General features: G+C 35.7%; 23 protein-coding genes. 4 read left to right on the forward strand and 19 right to left on the reverse strand.

The window, feature by feature from the left end; genetic code table 11:
* The first annotated feature begins 263 nt into the window (after positions 1 to 263).
* Positions 264 to 674 (forward strand): VOC family protein, encoded by a 411-nt coding sequence (locus QUF99_RS18385; RefSeq protein WP_286121139.1) that lies wholly within the window; start codon positions 264 to 266, stop codon positions 672 to 674.
* A gap of 797 nt (positions 675 to 1471) precedes the next feature.
* Here the strand turns inward: QUF99_RS18385 and QUF99_RS18390 are convergent.
* Positions 1472 to 2383, reverse strand: a complete 912-nt coding sequence (locus QUF99_RS18390; RefSeq protein WP_289371788.1) for a VanW family protein — start codon at positions 2381 to 2383, stop codon at positions 1472 to 1474.
* Between the two features lie 443 nt (positions 2384 to 2826).
* Here QUF99_RS18390 and QUF99_RS18395 point away from each other — a divergent pair, with 443 nt between their 5' ends.
* The gene (locus QUF99_RS18395; protein WP_289371790.1) at positions 2827 to 3174 is read left to right on the forward strand and encodes a hypothetical protein; all 348 of its coding nucleotides are present in this window, start codon (positions 2827 to 2829) and stop codon (positions 3172 to 3174) included.
* Positions 3175 to 3291: 117 nt separating this feature from the next.
* Positions 3292 to 4353 (forward strand): DUF3900 domain-containing protein, encoded by a 1062-nt coding sequence (locus tag QUF99_RS18400; RefSeq protein ID WP_289371791.1) that lies wholly within the window; start codon positions 3292 to 3294, stop codon positions 4351 to 4353.
* Between the two features lie 218 nt (positions 4354 to 4571).
* Here QUF99_RS18400 and QUF99_RS18405 read toward each other — a convergent pair whose 3' ends face one another.
* From QUF99_RS18405 to QUF99_RS18475, 15 genes are all read right to left on the reverse strand, one after another.
* Complete coding sequence (locus QUF99_RS18405) at positions 4572 to 5498, reverse strand: NAD-dependent epimerase/dehydratase family protein (protein ID WP_289371792.1); 927 nt, start codon at positions 5496 to 5498, stop codon at positions 4572 to 4574.
* Between the two features lie 83 nt (positions 5499 to 5581).
* Positions 5582 to 6910, reverse strand: coding sequence for a glycosyltransferase family 4 protein (locus QUF99_RS18410; protein ID WP_289374696.1), 1329 nt, complete (start codon positions 6908 to 6910; stop codon positions 5582 to 5584).
* A 39-nt stretch (positions 6911 to 6949) separates the two neighbouring features.
* Positions 6950 to 8005, reverse strand: coding sequence for a phosphotransferase (locus tag QUF99_RS18415; RefSeq protein ID WP_483298638.1), 1056 nt, complete (start codon positions 8003 to 8005; stop codon positions 6950 to 6952).
* 5 nt (positions 8006 to 8010) lie between these two features.
* Complete coding sequence (locus tag QUF99_RS18420; protein WP_289371795.1) at positions 8011 to 9186, reverse strand: carboxylate--amine ligase; 1176 nt, start codon at positions 9184 to 9186, stop codon at positions 8011 to 8013.
* Entirely contained in the window at positions 9176 to 10504 is a 1329-nt protein-coding gene (locus QUF99_RS18425) for a glycosyltransferase family 4 protein (protein ID WP_289371797.1), read from the reverse strand. Before QUF99_RS18425 ends, QUF99_RS18420 begins: the two co-directional genes overlap by 11 nt.
* Positions 10501 to 11157: a PIG-L deacetylase family protein gene (locus tag QUF99_RS18430; RefSeq protein WP_289371798.1), complete on the reverse strand. Its 657-nt coding sequence runs from the start codon at positions 11155 to 11157 to the stop codon at positions 10501 to 10503. The genes QUF99_RS18425 and QUF99_RS18430 overlap by 4 nt, the downstream gene beginning before the upstream one ends.
* Positions 11158 to 11523: 366 nt before the next feature.
* Positions 11524 to 12075, reverse strand: a complete 552-nt coding sequence (locus QUF99_RS18435; RefSeq protein WP_289371799.1) for an AarF/UbiB family protein — start codon at positions 12073 to 12075, stop codon at positions 11524 to 11526.
* 747 nt (positions 12076 to 12822) lie between these two features.
* Positions 12823 to 13656 carry an exonuclease gene (locus QUF99_RS18440; protein WP_289371801.1) on the reverse strand — a complete coding sequence of 278 codons (834 nt, stop codon included), beginning with the start codon at positions 13654 to 13656 and terminating at the stop codon, positions 12823 to 12825.
* Between the two features lie 575 nt (positions 13657 to 14231).
* Entirely contained in the window at positions 14232 to 14432 is a 201-nt protein-coding gene (gene cspB, locus QUF99_RS18445; protein ID WP_286121153.1) for a cold shock-like protein CspB, read from the reverse strand.
* 250 nt (positions 14433 to 14682) lie between these two features.
* A complete protein-coding gene (locus tag QUF99_RS18450) occupies positions 14683 to 15561 on the reverse strand; it encodes a WD40/YVTN/BNR-like repeat-containing protein (protein WP_289371805.1) in 879 nt (292 codons plus the stop codon).
* Between the two features lie 16 nt (positions 15562 to 15577).
* Positions 15578 to 16021 (reverse strand): flavodoxin, encoded by a 444-nt coding sequence (locus QUF99_RS18455; RefSeq protein WP_286121156.1) that lies wholly within the window; start codon positions 16019 to 16021, stop codon positions 15578 to 15580.
* Positions 16022 to 16163: 142 nt separating this feature from the next.
* Positions 16164 to 16781 carry an acetate uptake transporter gene (locus QUF99_RS18460; RefSeq protein ID WP_289371806.1) on the reverse strand — a complete coding sequence of 206 codons (618 nt, stop codon included), beginning with the start codon at positions 16779 to 16781 and terminating at the stop codon, positions 16164 to 16166.
* 68 nt (positions 16782 to 16849) lie between these two features.
* The gene (locus QUF99_RS18465; RefSeq protein WP_289371808.1) at positions 16850 to 17266 is read right to left on the reverse strand and encodes an NUDIX hydrolase; all 417 of its coding nucleotides are present in this window, start codon (positions 17264 to 17266) and stop codon (positions 16850 to 16852) included.
* Positions 17263 to 17604, reverse strand: coding sequence for an ASCH domain-containing protein (locus QUF99_RS18470; RefSeq protein WP_289371810.1), 342 nt, complete (start codon positions 17602 to 17604; stop codon positions 17263 to 17265). Before QUF99_RS18470 ends, QUF99_RS18465 begins: the two co-directional genes overlap by 4 nt.
* Before the next feature lie 64 nt (positions 17605 to 17668).
* A complete protein-coding gene (locus tag QUF99_RS18475; protein WP_289371811.1) occupies positions 17669 to 18124 on the reverse strand; it encodes a ferritin family protein in 456 nt (151 codons plus the stop codon).
* A gap of 267 nt (positions 18125 to 18391) precedes the next feature.
* Between QUF99_RS18475 and QUF99_RS18480 the strand changes: the two genes are divergently transcribed.
* Positions 18392 to 19144 (forward strand): (S)-benzoin forming benzil reductase, encoded by a 753-nt coding sequence (locus tag QUF99_RS18480; RefSeq protein WP_289371813.1) that lies wholly within the window; start codon positions 18392 to 18394, stop codon positions 19142 to 19144.
* Positions 19145 to 19265: 121 nt separating this feature from the next.
* Here QUF99_RS18480 and argH read toward each other — a convergent pair whose 3' ends face one another.
* The 3 genes from argH to QUF99_RS18495 all read right to left on the reverse strand — a co-directional run bounded on the left by argH (position 19266) and on the right by QUF99_RS18495 (position 23053).
* Positions 19266 to 20774: an argininosuccinate lyase gene (argH, locus tag QUF99_RS18485; protein ID WP_289371815.1), complete on the reverse strand. Its 1509-nt coding sequence runs from the start codon at positions 20772 to 20774 to the stop codon at positions 19266 to 19268.
* 99 nt (positions 20775 to 20873) lie between these two features.
* The gene (locus tag QUF99_RS18490; protein WP_289371817.1) at positions 20874 to 21983 is read right to left on the reverse strand and encodes a serine hydrolase; all 1110 of its coding nucleotides are present in this window, start codon (positions 21981 to 21983) and stop codon (positions 20874 to 20876) included.
* 122 nt (positions 21984 to 22105) lie between these two features.
* The gene (locus tag QUF99_RS18495) at positions 22106 to 23053 is read right to left on the reverse strand and encodes a nucleoside hydrolase (protein WP_353958405.1); all 948 of its coding nucleotides are present in this window, start codon (positions 23051 to 23053) and stop codon (positions 22106 to 22108) included.
* Positions 23054 to 23239: the final 186 nt, after the last annotated feature.

The following is a 23239-nucleotide window of genomic DNA, read 5'->3' on the forward strand; positions in this document are numbered from 1 at the left end:
TGGCTATCGCCCGTCACGCGCTTGAAGATGGGGACTTCTTTCGGGAAGTACATTAAAACAAACAAATGAAAATCAAACATTATTTAAATATACAGCTACAAATAAAGCGTTAACTGAGCAAGCTGAGTTCTTTATGAAATCAGCAACAAATCAAATTGCTGTAGACTTTGTTAATCGTTTTAAAAAAATTGCTGAGTCTGAATACAACAAGTAAACCCAAATTTGGGTAAAATAATAAATAAAACATTAAAGGAGCGTTACAAATGAAACAGCAAGCAACTCCATACCTTACATTCAACGGCAATGCTAAGGAAGCATTGGAATACTATAAAGAAGTTTTTGAAGGCGAAATTGAAGGAATCCAAACTTTTGGTGAGGCTGATTATCCGACACCACCAGAAATTGACGATAGAATCATGCACGCACGTTTCAAAAAAGATGGTTTATTCTTTATGGTATCAGATGCATTTTTAGGTCAATCTATTGAAGTTGGAAATCACATTTCTTTAGCTCTTGAGTTAGACAGCGAAGAAGAAATCCAAAAAATTTATGATGTACTAAGCGAAAAAGGAACTGTATTTATGGAATTACAAGATACGTTCTGGGGAGCAAAATTCGCGAAAGTGCAAGATAGCTTCGGAGTAATTTGGGATCTAAACTATACGAAAGCTTAATCCATGCTTCATACAAAAAGGTGCTTCCTATTTGAAAGCACCTTTTTGTATATATAATTTTTTATGACTATACATTCCTAGTCACTCATCTTTTTTATCCCTCTTTCTTCGATTCACATCTTTTAGCGTTTGACTATACGCCAAGAGTAAGATAATAAATAATATCCCCGCAATCGCAACCATTTCAAGAAAATATTCCATATTTGTCCCCCCTCTCTCAAAATGTTTCAACGGTTATTATTTTAGCTATCGTTATTCCTTTTTCTCTTTTTTTATAGTATATATGAGTTCTCTTAAAAGCTCATTTTGTTCTTGTTGAAGTTTTTCAATATTCCGCAGTGCAGACGTTTTATAAGAGTTATTTTTGAGGAGTGTTCGCAGGAACGAAACAAAAGAAACAAAAAACACTACAATAAGCCCTGCGAAAAGCAATGACGAAATGATCCCAAATATGTTAAACTCTCAAACAACCAATCATTTCCTTTTACTTCCATTGTAACAAAAGTATTCTGTCATAACAGTAATAATTGTTTTTATATACAAAAAGCCAACTTTTCTAGAAGTTTCCTAGAAAGATTGGCTAATAAATATATAAATCCATTTTGATTTTTCGACATATAAGCCGCAGCTATGGATAACAAAAGGTGACCTGCACTCGTTTTCTCTCTTTGTTTTCACTATGTCTGGGCAGGAAAAGGATCTAACCGCCTCTATGCATGGCCGGATGCTCTCTCCCACCTAAAAAGAAGGGTTTTATGTCGGTTTTTTAATTTGTATTTATATAGCTAAAACAACACTTATCTTGCAGCACGTACCTCAGCAACTAATTTGCCGCCATCTACATACATAATAAGCTTAACAGGCATGTCGTTTATATTTTCAAACACTAAATCTAAATATGGATATGCAATTGTAGCATCTCTTCCTTTCGGTACATAGCCTACTACTTTTGAGTGAGTTGTTCTCTCTACCATTTTTAATCCAGCTTGATCTGCTGCATTAAATAGAGTAGAAGATGTTTGACATACGCCACCGCCATATCCATCTACTAACTTACCATCTACAATTTCTTTTCCTAATTGGTAGCCTTTATCTGGTGTTGTATCCCCTATTAATGCGTTAAAAGAGAATTTGTCTCCTTTACCTAACACAACTCCACTGACACTATTTGCAGATAAACGAATATTTTCTATTCTACCACCAGTAGAACCGCCTAAATTTGTTTCATATCTACCTAGCACCGCTCCGTTTGCACTAGCATCTTCCGGCTTCGCTACAGGCTTTTTCTCAACAATTGGTAATTGGTAAGAAGAATCCCACATTCCTACGTTCATCAATTTATCTACTAGTTCTTTCTCCATTAACTCATACGAAGGCTTTCCTTCCTGCCAAGTTCCATCACTTGCCATTCGAGAAGGAACCATCTTCTGATCTACGCTCTTTCCAACCTCACTAGCAACCTTCGTTACTTCTTTTTTAAACTTATTTTCATCTTCAAAATAACCTAAGTTTGATAAATTTACATTTTTCACTTCTTTACCACTTCTTGCATCAACTAAACTTACACTTTCATTTACACCCGTCTTTGCTTCTACAACATGCTCACCCATACCACTCACTAATGCAATCTCGCTAGCTTTTGCACCACAACCACTTACTACACCTACACATAACGCCCCTATTACTAAACCTTGTACCTTACGTGACAATATACTCTCTCCTTTTCCCCGTAATCTTTCTCTTATGTTTATCCATTTCATGTATGTATTATTACATTACTTTACAATACCACTCATATGTATTACAAATATATTTCCTTTATATTAAAATTACTCTTTTCTTTCTTAAATGTCTACACATATTCCATTAAAAAATTTTAACCTTGTTAAGAATTTAAGTAGCTCTTACATATCCAGTATATACCAAGAAATAATTTGAAGACAATTTTTATGTTTAAACATTTCACTACAGTGGCAATACTTTTATTTGTAATTGTTAATGATACATTATGGAAATAACTTCTTATTATATCTCCTTCTATTCTTATATACAAGACTTTATTGTATAGCATATAGGTGTTCGCCGTGTCCCCCATCCGCTCCTGCACATACATTATGATGAATTCAACCAATCTTTAGAACGGAGGATGTTTATGTATCCCTACAATTCATATGACCCTTATAATCCTTATATATACCAACAACAATACGACGCACAGCCTCAATACCAACAATATGTAGAGCAGGCAGGTCAAATTGATCCATACGATCCAAATCGTCAATTTCAAATGCCAATTTCCTTTCCAGGCGGAGGCGGTCGTCAGCTAGAAAGACGCGTAAATGAACTAGAGCAACGAGTAAACCAATTAAATCGTCAAGTAAATCAGCTTCAACAACTCACAGAACGTCATACGCGTAGATTGAATCGCTTAAATCAACGCTTACGTACTGTAGAAAATAGACTAAACATTTCATTTACACCGATTGAAGATGGGTTTTAATTAGTAAAATGAAAAATCATATAAGGAAGGGACTCCCCCCTTCCTTTATTAAATTGACGAAAGTTTTCTCCATCACTATACTGATAAGAGTCAATGAAATGAAACAAGGTGATAAATATGGATTTTGAAATAAATTTTCTCTCCTTCTATGTTGTACAAGTAGAAGGAAAAGGAGAACAAGCAGATAAGCGCTACAAACATTTCCAAACGTTAGATGCTGAAGAATATGAGGACAGTCCTTTAAAAGACTTCCTAGATGGTGAATTATTAAAGATCTCAAAACGAAAAGTAGAACGCCATGCAAAAACAGAACAAGCCCCAACAAAGATTGGACGTTTCATCGTAGAAACTGGACATGAATTAGATTCAAACCCACACTATAATTTATTTAATCGGATCCGTTTTGCGGAAACTAAAGAAAACTTTAAAGATACAAGCGAACCGCTCGTTTATACATATATCGATACGAGTGCAGTACGTGGCGGCGTATTTTTAGTGGCTCAAGCAAAACTTCGTAAATACTTTGACGATCCATTTGTATTCGTTATGAAGTGTGACTTTGAACCGAAAGTTGCTTCCATCTCTGACGAAACAACACTCATTCGTAACGTCGAAATGGCCATTACAACAAAAAATATGAAATCTATCCAATATCCATACATGCCAGAAGAAGGCATCATCGAAGCTGGTGAATTAAAAATTCACCAAGCATCACACGCTCGCTACTTCGAAGACTTCTTAAAATTCGTAGAATACGAGCGTTCCATGCCTGAAATTATGAAAACGCAGGTTATGGATATGGTATATGACCAAATTGAAGATGTCTTTGAAGAAGGTACAGAAGAACGGGAACAATTTGACCAAGCAATGGAAGTATGGGCTGCGAGTCCGAAACGTGAAATTATGGAACAGTTTACAACGGAAGAAGTAATGGAAGCAACTGCACAAATTGTAGAGCATGCACCTGAGGTTGAGCTGAAGGTAAAAGCAGACCATATTTCTGTGAAGGCGTTGCTTGCTGATTTTGGCGACCAAATTCATATTGCGAAGGTAAATGATAGATATGTGCTGATGATTGAGGCGGATACACTTACGTTTGAGAAGGGATTCTCTCCGATTGAGTTTTTGAAGCCGGATGAGTTAGAGAAAGTAATGGAGCGGATTGCGAGTAAGATGTGAAATAAAAGACATTTTAGTGTCACTAAAGCGATTTTTGTATTTGGTAATCTAAAAGTAAGCCAGTATAATCGTTAAAAACCCAGCCGTTCTTCTTCGATTACTTCGAAGAAGTGGCTGGGTTTTCACTGACAAAATGACTGAATTTTCAATTGGCAAATACACTAACTCCTCACATATGAGTTATCTATTCATTCTTCATACATACAAATTTCTTTAAGTCAGCTTTTACTTGAATTTACTGTCTTCAAGTAAGAAATCGTTTGGTCTAAACCAAATGAGACGTCTGAAGTAGGCTTCCATTTTAATATTTTAATCGCTTTACTATTATCTAACCGGCTATGAAGAATTTCTCCTTTTAATGAGGGTTTGTATATAGGAGAGACAGATGAACACAGTTTTTCTGATATCATTTTGTAAAGTTCATTAATACTTGTTCGTTTATTATATCCTATATTAAATATTTCGTTTGCACCATTGGTAATGGCTAGTACGTTTGCATGAGCCACATCTTCTACATAAACAAAATCGCGTGTCTGCCGCCCGTCTCCATTGATAAATGGGACTTGTGCATTCATTAATTGATTTATAAAAATACTAATTACTCCCCCTTCTCCATTTGCCTTTTGTCTTGGGCCAAATACATTCGCATAACGAAAAATTGTAAAAGGAATCCCATATATCTGGTTGAAGAGCTTAATATAGCTTTCTGCACTTAACTTTGAGTTGCCGTAGAAAGAAAGTGGGGCAGTTGGAGTCTCTTCATCGATAGAACGATTCGATTCACCATAAACGGCACTAGTGGATGAAAATATGAATTTTTTCACTTTAAATACTTCACAGCATTTCAATAATTGAATGGTTCCTAGAATATTAGTTGCTGCATCTACCAGCGGTTTTTCAATTGATTTCCCCACGTTGGCTTGCGCTGCCAGATGTATAACCATGTCTGGTTTTTCTTTTGCAAACATGATTTCTACATCCTTTGAAAGTAAATCCAACTCATAAAACTGCACTCCGTATGGAATATTACTGATGTCACCATTGGATAAATCGTCAAGTACAATTGGAGTATAGCCTTCGTTTAGTAATAACTCTACAATATGTGATCCGATAAACCCCGCTCCACCGGTAACTAGTATTTTCATTTTCTTTCACATTTCTTATTCATAGTAATTCTCCTTCACAGATTGAGTCATCATTCCTTTTATTACGGCATTCAATACATGTTCTACATATCGTTTATAAAAGAGTGATAGATTCTTTCTATCTTTGAAATCATTACATCTTGAGTCAGATATTGTCGTGAATATTCCTGAGCATTTCTTCCTAAACTTTCACGAAGACTCTTATTTGTTAAAAGCAATTTAAGAGCATCGGAAAGTTGTTGTACATTTCCCGGTTCACAAATGATCCCTGTTTTTCCGTTTTGAATCATTTCTGGTATACCACCGCAATTTGTTGTAACAATAGCTTGACGAGAAAACATAGCTTCAATAATTGAAATCGGAAAATTATCGTTAATGGTAGGTAAGACATAGATAGCAGAAGAGGACAGGATTTCTGGTATATCTGTTCTTCTGCCAAAGAACCTAATATTGTCGAGACCAAGTTGTAGTACTTGGTTTTCTAGCCTTTCTCTCGTGACACCATCACCAACAATCCATATTTCTACATTAGATAAATCTTGTTGAATTTGTGAGAGCGCTTTTAGAAAAATGTCATGACCCTTTCTGGGAGAAAGGCGGGAAACACAGGAAATTACAAGATTATCATTACACTCTTGTTTAGGTATAGAAGCTTGATGAAAATGTATGCCTGTATGAACAGTAACCAGTTGTTCTATCTTTGCCCCATACTCTTTTAAAGGGGAATGAAAGGAGTTACTAATCGTTATGATTTGATCGGATGCTCTTATTCCCTGTTTTTCAATTTCACTAAAATAAGCTTCTTCAATTGATCCTTTTTTTATTTTATCGAACTTTAACCGACTTTTTGTAAAATGCCCATGCGGTGTAAAAAAAAGAGGTTTCTTATATTCTAGATTTAGTTGTCCTAATAAAAAGATAGAAAATAAATCTTGTGCATGAAACACATCATATTGTTCTAAGTTTTTTCCCCTTAAGAAAGACTTAAACACGTTCATGAAACTGGTGTTTTTTATAATTTTTTCATTGACTATACCATATCGTTGCAGCAGAAAGTCCCTTGCATGTTCGGCAGCCTGCGGGATATCTTGCTCTAGATGAACTGCTGTCATTTGAGTAGGTGAGATGACCTCTACGTCATGACCATACTTTTCAAAACCTGTTTTTAAGGACGTAATATAGTTTGATAGCCCTCCAGTATTTGGGTATCGAAAAAATGTTACATATAGAATTTTTAGTTTGTTTGTTTTACTTGGTCTGCTATCTTTTTTGATTCCAAACGTCTGAAATGGTTCAATTAAGTGATTCGTTTTACTATCGATTTTATAGTATTCATCCATGACTTTTAGCAGGCTCGCATGGAAAGGACAGATGTATTCATTTCGCTCTGCCTTTGTTGTATTCAGATATATCTCCTCCTAACTCTGCTAATGATGAAAATTTTATTTATCTTATAAACCTAATTCTCTTCCCCAAGTTGAAACTTTTTCAAGATGATACGTTAATAACTCACCACCACGGTTATCGAATATTCTTCGTAGCTGGGTATGAAGCCCCTTTTCTAATGTTCTCTGCAAATACGCCATTTTATAAAGGTCAATTGGAGCTGTTTTAAATTGAATGCCATTCTTCTGCATTTGTTTTGTATATGATTTCACACAATGAGTGCGAATTTCTTCTGCATGGCTCTGCCAATCTTTTCTGAAACCTAATAATATTTCGACTAAAACAACCATATCAAACCAGACGGGTCCATATTTAATGGACTCCCAATCGATAAACTGGATGTTCCATGGTGCACCCGGTGTCACATTGTTACTGCATATGTTTTGCATATGAAGATCACCATGCGTTATAGATGAACCATTTTCAAATAGTTCTGGAAAAAAATCCGGTCCCTTATGACATAGTTTTACTAGCGGTTTATGATAGGGTTTAATGACCTCCCTTAACCGGTCGTCTTTCGCTGCGTCATCGAGAAAAGCAATCGTCTTTCCAATGTATTTTGCTCGATCACTTCTCATGTGGCTTGATTCATAAATAGGAAGCCAAGATTTCCAAACACCTTTATGCTTTTTAAAATTGTCTTCAAATGTGTGTGCGTGAAGTTTGGCAACGGTGGGGATAATGTAGTCAAAATGTTTCGGTGAGAAGGTGATCTGGCCGCGTACTTGCTGAACAAATTCCATGAATATCCAGGTGTCATTTCCGTTTTTTTCAACATGGTATATTTGAGGAAGAAACTCTTTCAATATAGGATAAGCTCTCTGATATACATTAATCTCTACTTCATTTTTGTAGTTTGTTGAATGATATATTTTTAAAATAATGGGATAGTGATTCGTTTTTTTTCGAAGAGATAATTTGTAGATACTGGTTCTTGTTGTTGATTTTAGACACTCGATTTTAGCAGGGTCTATTACAACCCTCTCAGCCATTGAATAAGAAAGTTTTTCTGAAATCTTTAACTTTTCAAAATAATGGGATAGTATTTTCGCCTCGTACAACATTTTCATTCCTTTCCTTTTCGTTTCCAGGCGTTCTTCAAATGAGACCATGTGCTTCTAATGAATGGCATTGGATCATCCCATGCAAACAAAGCAAACTCTTTTTTGCCTCTCAAGCCTTCATAAAAATCTTTCCACGTCATTTCGGCTCTTTTTTTCTTGTGGCGGAACGTTAAATAATACCGCACAAGATAAATCCATTTGATACCGTCTATTTGTTTGAGTCTCGGCACGGGGTTTTGCTTCGTTAAATATAAATAATACATGTAAACAAAATCGAGGCCTGCAGGTTCTGTCAGGCTATGCGTTAACCAAAAACGAGGGTTTATTTCAATAAACTTATAAACCCCATCTCGGGGGTCCTTTTTAAACTCCGCCATGCCAATACCTTTAAGGTTCATTTTTTTAAAAAAGGGTAAACATATATCCACCAATTCTGGAACTTGTTTACTAACAATATGAGCTCCCGTTCCAAATTCAGCTGGGAATTGATGATTCTTTTGCAAAGAAAATAACGCTAGTAGCTCCATATTGTCGTCATAAAAAGTGGCCACTTTATAAAAATGCTGATTATCGCCAGGAATGATTTCCTGAATGATGAGCTTTCCATGCTGTCGGTACGATTCATACTCATTTCTTAGTTGATCTGGATCTTTTATGAATATGGCCTTTTTATTTATTTTTTTTCGAAACTCATGACCCAAAGTTGGCTTTAATATACATGGGAAATCGAGGGCCAATATCGCTTCTTCCAGTTGTTCTTTATGTTCGATCACATACGTTTTAGGACATGGAATATTATGCTTCACTGCTAATTCATACATTTTATGTTTATCCAGTATTTCTTCAATTAGCGAATGTTCAGGAAACAAAAATAAATAGTAGTTAGACAGTTCCATTCGATATTTTGAAATGAACACCACATAATCATCCGCACCTGTATACAAAACCGGTTTCAGTTTAAATTCTTTAGCCAAATTGATTAAAAAAGTTAGTAATTCCTTTTCTTCTGATAAAGGACTTGGGCATACTCCGCATGAAGCAAGGCGTGATTTTCCTATCTTATAAGGTTTCTCTATATCAAACGCATAAACGTTGATCCCTTTTCTCGCTAAGCTTCTGATGATGCCGATTCCATTGGCACTTAAGTCCAGTACAACTGCTGCGTGTTCATGATTCATAGAATTCTTCCTCACTCAAATGCTTTTTGTATATTTTTTCGATATGAGCTGTCATTGTCTCTCTAGTTAAATGCTTTTTAGCGAAGTTTCTTGCATTTTCACCCAATTGCTCCCGATCTTGCTGATTTGCAATGACAAACTTTAATGCACGTGCCAGTTTAGCTGTATCTCCTGGAGCGACTAGAATGCCTGTCTTGGAGTGATTCACCAGTTCAGGTATGCCTCCCGATGTTGTCGAAATGACACAAGCTCCACTATGCATGGCCTCAATGATAGAAATAGGCAGGCTGTCGTTTAGGGTTGGAAGTACAAAAACATCGGTTTTGCTTAAAATGTTTGGTACATCATCTCTTTCCCCTAAAAACTCCACCATGGAAAGACTTAAAGAATCGACTTGCTTTTCTAAAGTGTCTCTCATCTCACCATCTCCGACAATGAGCACTTTAATGTTGTCAGTATATTTTCTTTCCATCTTTGAAAGTGCGTCAAATAATACATTATGGCCTTTTCTTGGACCTAATCTCGCCACACATGTAATAACGACCTTCTTATGTGCTGATGTATTTTTTGTGCGATACTTCTCAGGGTAATCAATGCCCGTAAACACAGTTGTCATGCTCTCTCGTTTGGTCCCTAGCTGCATTAACGGGAGACGAAACGAATCACTGAGAATGATAAGGTGATTGGCAAATTCAATGGCTTTTCTTTCTAATGTTTTATAATAGACTTCTTCCAGCGAACCTTTTTTAAATATACCAAATCTCAGCCGGTTAAAGGTAAACATCCCATGGGGTGTAAACAGCAAAGGTTTTCCGTAATATACATTGATTCTTCCTAATATATTCGCTGTAAACAAATCTTGCGCATGGAAGATATCATATTTTTTTAAGTTGATATTGTTAAGCAGCATATTTTCATAGATATACATATGTCTGTGGTTTTTCACAATCATGCTGTTATAACTTCCATAACGTGTATTAAAGAAATCTTTTAATTTGGGAACAACTGCTTCACGCATGGTCTCTACTTTACTCTGAGGAAATTGATTAGGGGAGATAATGTCGACTTGATGTCCTTGTTGTCTTAACCCTTCACTAAGTGCCGTAATATAATTAGATAAACCTCCAGTATGAGGATAGTCCCAAAACGTAGCAATTAATATAGAAAGACTTTTCTTTCGGGCCGTCTTTGGCCCTGTATTTGTATAACGTTCGTACATTTCATTCTTCTTTTTTTGAAATGAGAACGAATGAATTCTAAAATATTTATCCATTTCTTTAATTACATAGGGATATGGAAACATAAGTTTCTTTTTCATCGCCAGATCCTCCTTACCACTTCGAACGCTTCAGCGTATTGCACGCCAATCGTCATTCCCCTAACTCTTCCTAAATACTGAACTCCTTCATATGAACGAGGATGAGGAAAATCTCTCATTTCTACATCGTAATGCTTGAGCGCCGCAATCTTTGAATCCATTTGATCTGTAATGTCGACAAAATAATTAGGTTTGAAAGCTTTATCATTCGTGTGGATATTCCACTCACTAGAGGAAACCGTTTCAAATGTAATTAATTCTATCGGTTTTTGGTTCGGCAGAGGTCGAGTCGCGGTCAAAACCGCTTGAAAAGTAATTAAATGATCAATATTGACATCTCCATAATGGTGGGTGAAGATTTTACTCGGTTTATAGGTCTGTATTAATTGTTCTATTTCTTTCGTTAACTGATGCAGCGGAATTAATTCCAACTCTAAATTAGCATGCTTGAGGAATATCACTTCTTCAATACCAAGTACTTTATTTGCGCGCTGACTTAGCTGCTGCATGTGATGAGCTTCCTCTTTTCTTCCTAAAGCAGTAATGATTGAAATTACCTGATAGCCATCTTCTACTAGTCTTTTTAAAGTCCCGCCGGATCCTAATAACTCATCGTCAGGGTGAGCACCAATGACTAAAACACACTCTCTCATTATTATTATCACTCCTTGTACTACTTAATTTATGATTTATGCTGTAAAAAGAAACTGTCATTAGCGGAGAGCCTGCTTGATTGTTTGTCATCTTTTAATGATCCTGCCAGTTTATCCCCCCTAACTTCTTTGCTCCCTGCCCAACTTTAATGTAGGGAGATTACTGCCCGCAAATAGCGGGATAAAATAAGCCTGTATTAAAGGTTGATCATTACTACTAATCAATCTTTAATACAGGCTTATAGTCTATTGAGATTTGCATTTGTATTTCTGCCTTTATGCGATGAATTCTAGAAGGGAGTGATCAAAAAGCAAAGTGATGGTTTCAATATAAAAAAACGTTATACGTCAGACACTTCAGTTTTTTTATCGATGTTCCACCCATGTCTTGTAAACAGAAGAACGTATATTCTTCACATAGTTCAAAAAATCCTGTGACAGTCCAAATTTTTTAAACCCCTTTAATAACTTAATAGGAGCCTTGCTATTTGAGGTAAAAGCTCTTTTATGGTCAATAACTTTTAACTGACCTTCTTCATTTATTAAAACGTGTCTTACTTCCGTATCCCATCTGGTAAATCCGATCTTTTTTAATTCATCCAACACTATTAATATTTTTTCAGTTAATTCTTCAGTGATCTGTTTTTCTTTTTTCAAGTAACGTGCAAGTGAAATTCCATGTATATACTCCATGACAATATAATTTTCTCCATATTCATAAAGTCGTGGAATAATAGGTGATGATTGTCCAATTAACAGAGCTTTCAACTCTTTTTTTTGAGTTTCCTCCAGGAAAAACATTTTCACACATGTATCATGGGTTAATTGATATACTTCTCCATCCTTCCCATCCCCAATGAGCTTATATTCCTTCAAGTCTCTTCTGCTTATTCTTCTTTTATTAAAGTATGTCTTCATTTTATCGCTCCTTAATAAGTGTTTCGTGATTTTGCAATAGTATCACCTCATATTCTATGATTCATCACTTACATATGTAACCTAGACTAATATATATTTTTATAACTTGATTCAATTCATATAGTTTTTTAGTAGATATTATTTTAAAACCTTAAAATGCAATAAAGTGAAAAATTGATGAGTGGGGGTTTACTTCATCCACCGCTTAGAACCATAAAAAAACGCCCATTGTTCAAACTTTTTCGGGGCCAAGTCATTTCTCAACATTTCAATTGAGTTCCTGAAGCCTAATGAATTGCAGGGTATGAATACTTACTGTAATATTCCATAGAAATTCTTAATCCCAACAATTTATAAAAAAGAGAAGAGCAAGCCCTTCTCTTCTCGTTCTATTATTTCTTAACTGCGTTAGCTGCCCTTGTTGGTTATCTCGCTCTACTTCAAGTAACTTCCTGATTTAACCCCTCTAAAACATAGAAGTGGCATGGATATAGAGGGGGATAAGAATAAAGTGAAACTTTAATCAGTGGGGGTTTTCTTCATCCCCCACTGATTATTAGTTGAACCAATCGGGCTTTTACGGGCTGTTTATCTCCCACCTAAAAAGAATGGGTTTATGTCGGTTTTTTAATTTGTATTTATATATAAAAAACACCTGTATCTTCCTAAGGAGTTTCTCTCAATTTGTAGTTTTCTATTCTAAAAGAGACTATGTTAACTTCATAATGCCTTCATTTTTATTTTCTATCATTGATTATTCATTGCAGCTAATACCTGCAGTTGCTGCTTAGCTTTCTTCAAAGCAGTTTTGAAATAACCTTGTAATAACTGCATAGTCGTATTATCGAAATCGTATTGATCTGAGACATTCTCCCATGTCCCACTTTTTATAAACATATCCCAAGTCAATTGCATATCTTCGTTTTTCTTTAGCTCCTTAAATACCCATCTCTTCATTTTCTTTTTTCCCTTATCAGTTAAAGAACCATTGTTTACAAGTACGAGTTCTATATTTCGCTTATATCGCTTGCGGATATCCTTTTGCTTCGCGACTGTAAGAAAGAGATTTGCAGTGTTCTTTGCATCTGCAAAGGCACGATGCTGTGTCCCTTCCCATTCTAAATCAAACTGTGTTACTGCAGACATCAAGCTCGGATGACTTTGAAAAACCTCTGTATACGCCTGAAGTACAAATCTTTGTAAATCAAACCTTCTTTCTTTCTCAAGACAAGGACATTCCACATTATGGAATTCACAATCTTGTGTTAAAAATCCATAATCCTCTCTCCCCCATGTTACAAGCATATAATCTTCTCCCACAAACTCACGGAATCGCTCCATTACATAAGGGAATTTTTCTACACCTTTTAAATCTTGCTTTGTAATTCCCGTTAATTTTGTTGTATGACGAGATAGAGATGCAGTTGGTTTAACAAGTGAAGAGAAAACTTCGATGATACTCATTGTGCCTGCTTCAATCTTAATAGCTCCAATATCAACAATTTCCGTTGGAGCATGCGATTGGTAAGGTCTAAAATTCCGTTCAATATCAAATACAATATAATACTTTGGTTCATACATATTACTTACCTCTTCCTTATCTCTTCTTACTATTATATCCCTAATCTCTACTAGGTAATAAAAAATGATTTTGTTTGCAATTCAGCTATTATAAGCTTCAAAAATCACATACATTGTTACACTTCGCATAAAGTGAAATCCCCATAGATTGTATACACTAATATCGAAATTAAGCGAATACAGGTATATACATTATACATGTAAACTTATTGTTCTTCCTCAGCTATTCTTCCAATAAGTTTATCAATTAACATGTTTACCCCAATAAATACACCACACATAACAATTCGTATGTATTTATGTGATTACGATTTATTACTATTATGGTCAAATGATTTTTTCAACACGCAAATACAAAGGATACATGTGCAGATAAAGTGAAATTTTGATCAGTAGGGGTTTTCTTCATCCCCCACCTAACTTCTTTGCTTCTTGCAGAACTTTGAGATAGGGGTATTATTGCCCGCCAATAGCAGGATAAAAGAAGTTGTAGTATGGAGAAGCAGTAAAATGAGGATTCGAAACAAAAAGAACGCAAAAAAAAGAGAAGGGTAAGCCCTTCTCTTTTTGTTTAATTACTTCTTAACTACGTTAGTAGCTTGTGGTCCACGGTTACCTTGTTCTACTTCGAAAGTAACTTCTTGACCTTCTTCTAAAGATTTGAATCCGTCGCCTTGGATAGCTGAGAAATGAACGAATACGTCTTCTCCGCCTTCAACTTCGATGAAACCGAAACCTTTTTCTGAGTTAAACCATTTTACTTTACCGTTTTGCATGAAAAAATCCTCCTACAATGTACCTATATGTACATATTCATTTTCAACCACTTTACAAGAATAACAAAAACATTAAAAAACTGCAACCGCAGAGGAGATTTAACATTGCTATCCTCTTCTGAAGTTACAGCTCATTTAAATCTCTATATTATTAAAAGTAAAATGGTTTATAATCACTATAGCATATCAATATAATAAAAGTAAAGCGGAAGTTGTTATTTTTTTGCAAGGCTTAAACAACATTCTTCCACTAAATCACTTTTGATTCTCCTGATCCAGCAACAACATAGCCTTCATTTCGATTCACAATGCGCCAACCATGCCCTTTTATGGATCCACACGCTGTCATGGTTCCCTCTTCTAAACACACGCGGCAAATTGTGCTGATTCCAGCTTTATTCTGTGTTGAAGTTGTATATAGCACTTGTTGGTCGACACTTAAGTCTAAATAGCTACTTTCGTTCTGTTCACTTTGACACATGTGCCAGTTCAGCTTTTTATGTTTAATAATTTCATCTATGACGCAAAATGAAATACTACCGCTCTTTCCTCGGCATGAGCCACTCGCAGCTACGAGATAGGAGTTGTGCAGTGTCAAAGCAGAAATCATTTGGTTGCTTGCTGCCTTAATTCTTTTTAGTTTACGACTTTGAAGATCAAAAAGCCAAATGCCACCATATTTAGCATGTATCTTTGTACCAATAAACAAAAGATGTTTGTATAAAAATAACGAGCGAATAGACGGTGCACCGGAGCCATAACACTGGAATGGAAGAATTGTTTCCCATGTAGAACCAAAGTTATTAGAAAGATATAACGCTTTATCACCGTGAGCGATAACCGTACCTTTCGTATCACTGCACACGCTCCAGCTAGTTGCTTTTGTTGGAAAGCGCTGAATGGTCCAGTTTTTACCACCATTCATACTGCGAATAAAAATCCCTTCGTCTCCTACTCCGTAAATCATATCTCCATCACTATGTAAATCTCGGATTCGTTTTTGAAATCCATTTAAAATTTGTTTCCATTCTCCGTTCTCTTGGACAAAGAGACCGTCATATGTAGTAGCTAAAATTAACTTTCCATCTTCTAATGTCGTTACAGCAGTTGCACTTAACAATGTCTCCACGATGACACTCCCATTCCTAGAACTTTTCAGCAAATGCGATTGCGAAGTTACTACACTTTTCGATATCTTCTTCCTCTTCTGGAGATAACTCGATTTTCAATCCTTCTTGTACAAGCTCTGCCCCACATTCCACAAGGCGTTCTTCAAAAATTGTTACGGCTTCACAAAATTGTTCATAAGCTGTATCACCAGAACCGAAAACAGCCACTTTTTTTCCTGCCAAATCTACGCTTTCTAAATCATCATGGAAATCTTCCGCTTCAAAAGGTAATTCACCATCTCCCCACGTATAAGATCCAAGAATGATGCCATCATATGCTAATAATTCTTCAGCATCCATGCCTTCCATTTCTTTCAATTCCACTTCGTGATCAAATGCATCCAAACTCACTTTAATTAAATCAGCAATACTTTCTGTATTTCCTGACATACTCGCAAACGCAATTAAAATTTTGGCCATATTGACATTCCCCTTTGTTATTGATTATGATTCTCATTATAATAATAATGAGAATCAATTTCAATTATTATTTTGAATTTATTTTCTACCAAATTATAAAAAAAGCACGAATTGACGTTATTGTCATTCGTGCTTTTCTGTCTTATTTTTTAAAAATACCAAACGGCTTTCCTACTGGTAATACAACTTTTCCAAAGTGTGTATTTAACACAGCTGCTCCTGAACCATAAAAAGATAATAGTGAGATACATAATTCAGAATACGCCGCTAAATTGTGCATGGCATGGGGCATAACACCTAAAGTACTGAATGAAAGACCGATAAATAAGAAATCAATAAGTACAAAAATCATAAATAATACTTTATGTGTTTCCATTGCTCCAATTGTCATGAAAAGTGTAAAGATAAGATATCCGATAAAGGCTACACCAAGTTGTTTCGGATCTACTGTTGCTGCTAGTTTTTCTCCGAATACGCCAAGCTGAATTAACCATGATGTACCAACGCCTAGCCAAAATAGACCATACGCACCGAATGCAGTTGTACCAAATGTATTGTTATGCTTTGCATCATGAATACATGCAAAGAGTTGTGCAAATCCTCCTAAAAAGATTGCCCATGGTAGTACAAATGAAACACCGTCTGTTAAACCTAACTTTTGTGATGATGCTACAAGTGTTACCATTGCTAATCCAAATAGACCAATTCCAGATGGATCTGCTGTTGTCATTTTCACATGATGTGTAGTTTGATTACTCATAAAAACCTCCTGATTTTGAACACATACTTGAATACAATACTGAAATCAGAAGGCTGTGTCAATGGTTTTTATTGTATGTTGTCGGACTTCACATTTTTGTAATATTGAAATATAATTCCGCTTACTTCATCTGGCTTTATATCTATGTTTAACATGTCTTTTATAGGGACCCAAACCGGAATATATTGTCCACTTTCAACCTTTTTAAATTCTTCGCCTTTTCCTGTACCAAATATACCACTCGTTATATGCACTTTATAAAAGTACTGTGTACCTTCGTATTCATACTTGGCCAAAAGCTTTTCAGCTTCTACATGAATCCCCAATTCTTCATACACTTCTCGAATCGTTGCTTCTTCCGGCGTTTCATGTTCTTCTATTCCTCCACCAGGAAAAACAAAATATACTTCATTGTTTCGAACACGTTTTATAAGAGCGATTTTATTCCCTCGCACAATAATAGCTGAGCCACGATCTCGTATCATGATATGACTTCAATTCCAATCGCAATCGTTCCCCACTGCTGTTCTTGTTCTTTCGTATATATTTCATATGTACTTTCGAGCATTTCTTCCATTTCCGAGTTTGTACAGTCTAACAACTCTTTATCAATGTCCTCATACATCTTTTGAAAGGTTGGATAACATTTTAACTCAGTTACTTTCACACAGAGCGTTTCTTTCGTTACTAAATTTGTAAATTCAATCTCATCGTCACTTTGTATTTTCCGACGTTTTTCATCATATAAACGTACTTCAAATATCTTTTTACCAGATTGAATGGATTGAAAAGGCTCATTATATAATCCCATTGTATGTATCATTTCTTCATCACCTCGACTTATTATATCACGAAAAAAACTAGACAATCTTGCCTAGTTTTTCACTTTATGATAATGAAGATTGTAAAAATCCAAACCGCATGGCATGCTCGATTTCATCTGTAAAAGCTCTCAAGAATACATCTCGAATCGTTTGATTTTGTGTTAATAAAAAAGCATTTCGGTATTCTTCATAGGCTTCTAATTCATCCTCATACGCACGCTCTAACCCTTCTTTATAAGAAGCATACTGCACCGGAACTATTTGATACGTCGGTTGTTGTCCTGTTAATGTGTTATATAATTGTGTAAAGAGCTGTAAATGTATCTTCTCATCTTCTAGTGCGTGTAAAACTGCTTTCTTATGTTTTGCGTTCGGTGCTTCATTAGCTAAACGCGTATAAAATTCTATTGCAATAGCTTCTCCTTGGACCGCTTTTAAAATTGCTTGTAACACTTCTTGATACGTTCCTTCCTGCCCCCTCGTTAAGTAATTATAGTAATATGGGTGTACATTGTACAAAAGGATCCCCCTCCACTAAATAAACTTCCCTTTGCATTCTATGTGCAATGAGAATTTTTGTGCCCATATAGTGAAACTTTGATCAGTAGGGATTTTCTTCCTCAGGAAGCACTATGAATAACAATGCAGAACACCCCCTAATACATTTGTACTATTTTTATTCCATTTCTATAAAACAATGCCCTATACTATAACATGTAGACAACAAAGACAAGATACATTGTCCACACAATTTGTTTCATTCAATATGAGAGGAGTTAAATAGAAATGCGCTATGTCATTTTAACAGGTGCTTCACAAGGATTAGGAGAAGCAATCGCTATAGGTTTATTAGAGGAACATACACGATTGATTTGTATTTCTAGAAAACAAAATGAACAACTCATTGAGAAGGCAAAGCAGCTAGACATTCCTTTAGATTTTCACTCATTTGACCTCCAGGACGTACATAACCTTGAAAATTACATGGAAACCGTCTTCTCGTCGATAGCAAAAGAAGTGGTCTCCTCTATCCATTTAATTAATAATGCTGGCATGCTGGCACCAATGAAACCGATTGAAAAATCAGAGAGTGATCTTTTGATTGCAAACGTAAATGTCAATTTAATCGCACCGATGCTTCTCACATCTTCGTTTATGAAACATACGAAAGATTGGCAAGTAGAAAAACGTGTCATTAACATTTCGTCAGGAGCTGGCCAAAAACCTTACTTTGGTTGGGGGGCTTATTGCACAACCAAAGCTGGCGTGAACATGTTTACACAATGTGTAGCGACCGAAGAAGCTGGAAAAGAATATCCTGTCAAAACGATTGCATTCGCACCAGGCGTAGTGGACACAGGCATGCAGCAACAAATTCGTCAAACAGAAAAAGAAGATTTCATTAATTTAGATCGCTTTATTACTCTAAAAGAAGAAGGAAAACTACTCTCTCCTGAGTATGTCGCAAAAGCAGTAATCCATTTATTAGAAACAGAGGATTTCGAACAAGGCGGCGTCATTCGAATTGATGAAAAATAGTTTTATATGCATATACAAAAAGGCTCGCATACACGCGAGCCTTTTATTTCGTCGGTTCTAATAATAGCAACACTGATTCTATTAAATGAAGTATTAGTGATTACTCCCTAAAACCCTTCCTTTACGATTTCATAATATTCATAACTGTATCCATTACCTCTTTTTCAGCTTCTGCAACTTGCCTTTTTTCCCTTTCAAATTCAGCTTCCGATTTTACAAACTGCTCTTTCCTCTTTTGAATCATACGCTTCATTTCTTTCTTACTCGGCCCTCCATATACAGTTCGTTTTTCAACAAAGGCTTCTGGTGAAATAATGTTACTCCATTCTTTTTCAGTGAGTACCACATGAAATTTTGCTTGCAGATACATATTTACATCTTTTAAATCCAGTTCATGTAACTCTTTTTCCTGCTGTGCAGACATTTTTGCTATATCACCTGCAGCATGATGAGCAAGACGAAATGGAATATCGTACTGCTTTGTTAATGTATCAGCAAAATCCGTAATCGTAATCGCATGTTTGGAAGAACGACTTCTTAGTGTTTCTGCTTCAACTTTCATCGTCCGGACAACTGCATTCATGATACAAAAAACACGAATTGCTTTTTCAAAACCTTCATATAAAAGTGGTTGCAAATCATCTTCGGTATCAACTATATCCCCAAACGGTGTATTATGAATCATTTGAAATACAGCAAAAGCTTCTCCAAACGAGCTGCTGGTGAGAGCACGGGCATGTTCAATAGAAACTGGATTTCTCTTTTGCGGCATAATACTACTGATTTGTACGTAAGGATTTGCAACGGTAATACCGCTATATTCTTTTGTTGCTAATAATAAGAAATCATGAAGCCACCTACTACTATTCGTCATCGTAATCATGAGTGCCGCACTCGTCTCAAGTAAATAATCCGCACTGGCAATCGCGTCATATGAATTTTCAATAACATTTGAAAAACCAAGCAAATTCGCAACACGCTGTCTATTAATAGGAAAGCTTGTCGTAGAAAGTGCCGCCGCCCCTAGCGGAGAACGGTTAACAATATGATAGGCCTTCCATACTCTCTCTAAATCACGCTGCATCATATCGTAAACAGCCAAAATATAATGACCAAATGTTGTTGGCTGTGCAGGCTGCGTGTGTGTGTAGGCAGGCATGATTGTTTCCATATGTTCCGCTGCAGTGTCCAACATACTTTCTTGCAATAACATAAAATGCTCCATAAAGCGTAATAAAAAACGTCGTAAACTCATGCGATACATGGCTACTCCCATGTCATTTCGGCTCCTACCAATATGCATATTGCTTACAAAATCTTCATTAGCTTCTTTTTGCATCAAATGTTCAATTAAGAAAAAAAGATCTTCATGCTCAGGCTCATACAGTAATTGATTTTCTGGAATTTGTGCAACCTTCTCTAATGCTGTTAAAATAACTTTCGCATCCTGTTGCTTCATTAATTTTTCTTCAACAAGCATAATGATATGAGTCCGATGTACCATAAACATATCCTGTAATAAATAGTCTCGTTGAAATTGAAAGACATGCTGCAAAATACAATTTGCGTATGTCTTTCCCGGAAATTCCACACCTTCACTCTGCAAAAATTTTTCCTTTCCTCTTTGCATTCCCTTGTCCCCTTTCGCCCACATATTATTAATCATCATATCCAACGATTACGAAAAGGTGCTTATACAAAAATAAAACCGATGCTGGACGCATCGGTTTTATTTAATAACAGTTGCTTTATATTTTTCACTCTGCAACACTTGAAAATGCAAATTAAGCAAGTGCTTGCGTAACTCTGCACTGTCATCTTCTGCTAAGTTATTTGCTAAGAATACAATTTCTGTACAATTTCCAAGTTTATCTGTTGCATACACTGCTTTTGCTAGTGTCCACGGTGTATAGCCATTTTTTTGCCCTGCATGACGGAACGATTTGCGATACTTTTTTGCCTTCATGTCTGTTTCAACAAGACTTGCCCACTCTTGTTCTTCCTCTTTTGTAAGACCTTTTTTATGATTTGCTTTTTCAAGTAGTACCATATAATCATTGGCTGAAGCAGCTGGCAATTTATCCGACCAGATTTTTTCATATTTTTCTTCTAAAAACAAAGGAATTTCTTTTTGTAATAAGGGTCCTGTTTTCTTCAAACGCTCATGTATCAGTACTGCATAGCCACGATATTCTTCTGGAGACATTTCTTTTAACTTTTTCTCTAGTTTATATTTCGGAACATGTAATTCTTTATGCAAATATCCTGGAATGTATAAAGAAGAAACGATAGGAAATAAAGGTTGATGTGAAGGCAATGATAGATTTTGTAAATTTTGATTAATATGATCTACCCCAAGTAGATCCATTAAATATTCAGTATTCGCATTTGAACTAAATTTCACCATGCCTTTAGCAACTTCTTCTAAAGAAACTGTATTTTCATCCATTTTCTCTGTTCTTATTAAATATCTTTGCCAACGATCCTGTGCACCACCATCTGTATTCGGAATATAATAGCGATTCACATCATCAATAGATACAATGGTATTCGAATCGATTCTCCCATCTACAACCTGTTTCGTAAATTCTAATGCGACAATTAACTTCATCGTACTTGCAACAGGTAACACAACTTCCGGATTCACAGAATAAACAACTTTATCATTTCGTTTTATAAGCAGGGCACTGTTTTTTTCATCTTTATGTTCTTCAACAAATGAAGCAATATATTGAGCATCATCGTTATTTGAACTCCAAACTTTTTTCACTAAAAAGTTACCCGATATAAGCAATATGAATACACCAATGATTCCAGCACATACTATAACTTTCTTCAAGTGAATTTTCTCTCCCAATATTTATCTTTTTATCTATTATATATAAAATTACAGGCAAAACAATAGAGACGATTACCTAAAAAATCGTCTCCACCATTGTAACTTGTAATCTCCTATTATGTCTATGTCATAATTCGAACGAAATTTTCAAGAAATTTTTTATAATTTAAACTCCAACCAATTCTCACCCAATTCTGCAACGCTTTTGCATCAGGTTGGGGACGAAAATCAGCAATACTTTCCCCTTCGGCACTTCCTTCCAAATCTATATCAACCCTACGATATACATACTCAATAAAAGAAGGATTTACAATAGCCATCATCGTTACAACATCATGAATTGGACTGCCTGATATTCTCGGGTGCATTTTCTGATATGCTTTATAATAATATTTAAAAATGGGTTCAATTAGCTTATTAAATTGTGTTTTCGAATGTTTTGCAATATATTTTACAGTTTCCGGGGTAATAATCGCCTCATTTGTTACATTAAGTGGAATCAGCGTCAAATTCTTTGCATGTTGCATCACTAAATTCGCAGCAATTGCATCACCATGAAAATTTGCCTCTGCTACAGGAGTAACATTTCCTGGAACAAGAAAGGCCCCGCCCATACTATAATATTCTTTTACATTTTTCATTACATCTCTCTCCAAAATAAACGCTGTTGCTAAACTCGTCGATCTCCCTGCATCAACAAAAATAATTTCATTTTTATAACGATTAATAATATCAAAGATTTCACAAAATGGTTTAATATTTGGTCGAATTGTTTTTGGCGGGCGAATCGGTCCCAATCCTTCTGGTCCATGAATTTCAGGATAGTACGTTATAAATTCACCAGATAACGGCATTTTAGCTCCTTTAATAATCGGAATGTCTTCTCTACCAGCGAGTTGCAGCAAATAAGCGGCGTTACTCGTTGCTTTCTCTTGCTTCACATTTCCGTATCCAGTGACAATACCAACAATTTCAATTTCAGGATGCAACAAGCCATACATAATTGCTAAAGAATCATCAATACCGGGATCCCCTAAAAAAAGAATTTTTTTCATGGCCTTCAACTCCATCCCCTCAATTGTTATTACTATATGAAGGAACAAAAGTATGCAGAATAAAAAGGTACATATTCCCCCCCCGTGCTACCGTAACAATAATACCTCCTCCGATAAGCGTTTCACTTCATCACACCACCACTTTTTGAACAAACGATGAATCCTTTATATAAATCGTATCTTTACATCATTTGTTCAAAT

Source organism: Bacillus sp. DX4.1, from assembly GCF_030348195.1.
In the GTDB taxonomy this organism is placed as follows: Bacteria; Bacillota; Bacilli; order Bacillales; family Bacillaceae_G; genus Bacillus_A.

Excerpts from the sequence above, each read along its gene's own strand:
- QUF99_RS18470 (WP_289371810.1), bottom strand. The coding sequence starts at position 17,604 with ATGATACATACAATGGGATTATATAATGAGCCTTTTCAATCCATTCAA.
- QUF99_RS18480 (WP_289371813.1), top strand. The coding sequence starts at position 18,392 with ATGCGCTATGTCATTTTAACAGGTGCTTCACAAGGATTAGGAGAAGCA.
- QUF99_RS18420 (WP_289371795.1), bottom strand. The coding sequence starts at position 9,186 with ATGAATCATGAACACGCAGCAGTTGTACTGGACTTAAGTGCCAATGGA.
- QUF99_RS18395 (WP_289371790.1), top strand. The coding sequence starts at position 2,827 with ATGTATCCCTACAATTCATATGACCCTTATAATCCTTATATATACCAA.
- QUF99_RS18440 (WP_289371801.1), bottom strand. The coding sequence starts at position 13,656 with ATGTATGAACCAAAGTATTATATTGTATTTGATATTGAACGGAATTTT.
- QUF99_RS18430 (WP_289371798.1), bottom strand. The coding sequence starts at position 11,157 with ATGAGAGAGTGTGTTTTAGTCATTGGTGCTCACCCTGACGATGAGTTA.
- QUF99_RS18435 (WP_289371799.1), bottom strand. The coding sequence starts at position 12,075 with ATGAAGACATACTTTAATAAAAGAAGAATAAGCAGAAGAGACTTGAAG.
- QUF99_RS18425 (WP_289371797.1), bottom strand. The coding sequence starts at position 10,504 with ATGAAAAAGAAACTTATGTTTCCATATCCCTATGTAATTAAAGAAATG.
- QUF99_RS18495 (WP_353958405.1), bottom strand. The coding sequence starts at position 23,053 with ATGGAGTTGAAGGCCATGAAAAAAATTCTTTTTTTAGGGGATCCCGGT.
- QUF99_RS18405 (WP_289371792.1), bottom strand. The coding sequence starts at position 5,498 with ATGAAAATACTAGTTACCGGTGGAGCGGGGTTTATCGGATCACATATT.
- QUF99_RS18465 (WP_289371808.1), bottom strand. The coding sequence starts at position 17,266 with ATGATACGAGATCGTGGCTCAGCTATTATTGTGCGAGGGAATAAAATC.
- QUF99_RS18455 (WP_286121156.1), bottom strand. The coding sequence starts at position 16,021 with ATGGCCAAAATTTTAATTGCGTTTGCGAGTATGTCAGGAAATACAGAA.
- cspB (WP_286121153.1), bottom strand. The coding sequence starts at position 14,432 with ATGCAAAACGGTAAAGTAAAATGGTTTAACTCAGAAAAAGGTTTCGGT.
- argH (WP_289371815.1), bottom strand. The coding sequence starts at position 20,774 with ATGCAAAGAGGAAAGGAAAAATTTTTGCAGAGTGAAGGTGTGGAATTT.
- QUF99_RS18400 (WP_289371791.1), top strand. The coding sequence starts at position 3,292 with ATGGATTTTGAAATAAATTTTCTCTCCTTCTATGTTGTACAAGTAGAA.
- QUF99_RS18460 (WP_289371806.1), bottom strand. The coding sequence starts at position 16,781 with ATGAGTAATCAAACTACACATCATGTGAAAATGACAACAGCAGATCCA.
- QUF99_RS18385 (WP_286121139.1), top strand. The coding sequence starts at position 264 with ATGAAACAGCAAGCAACTCCATACCTTACATTCAACGGCAATGCTAAG.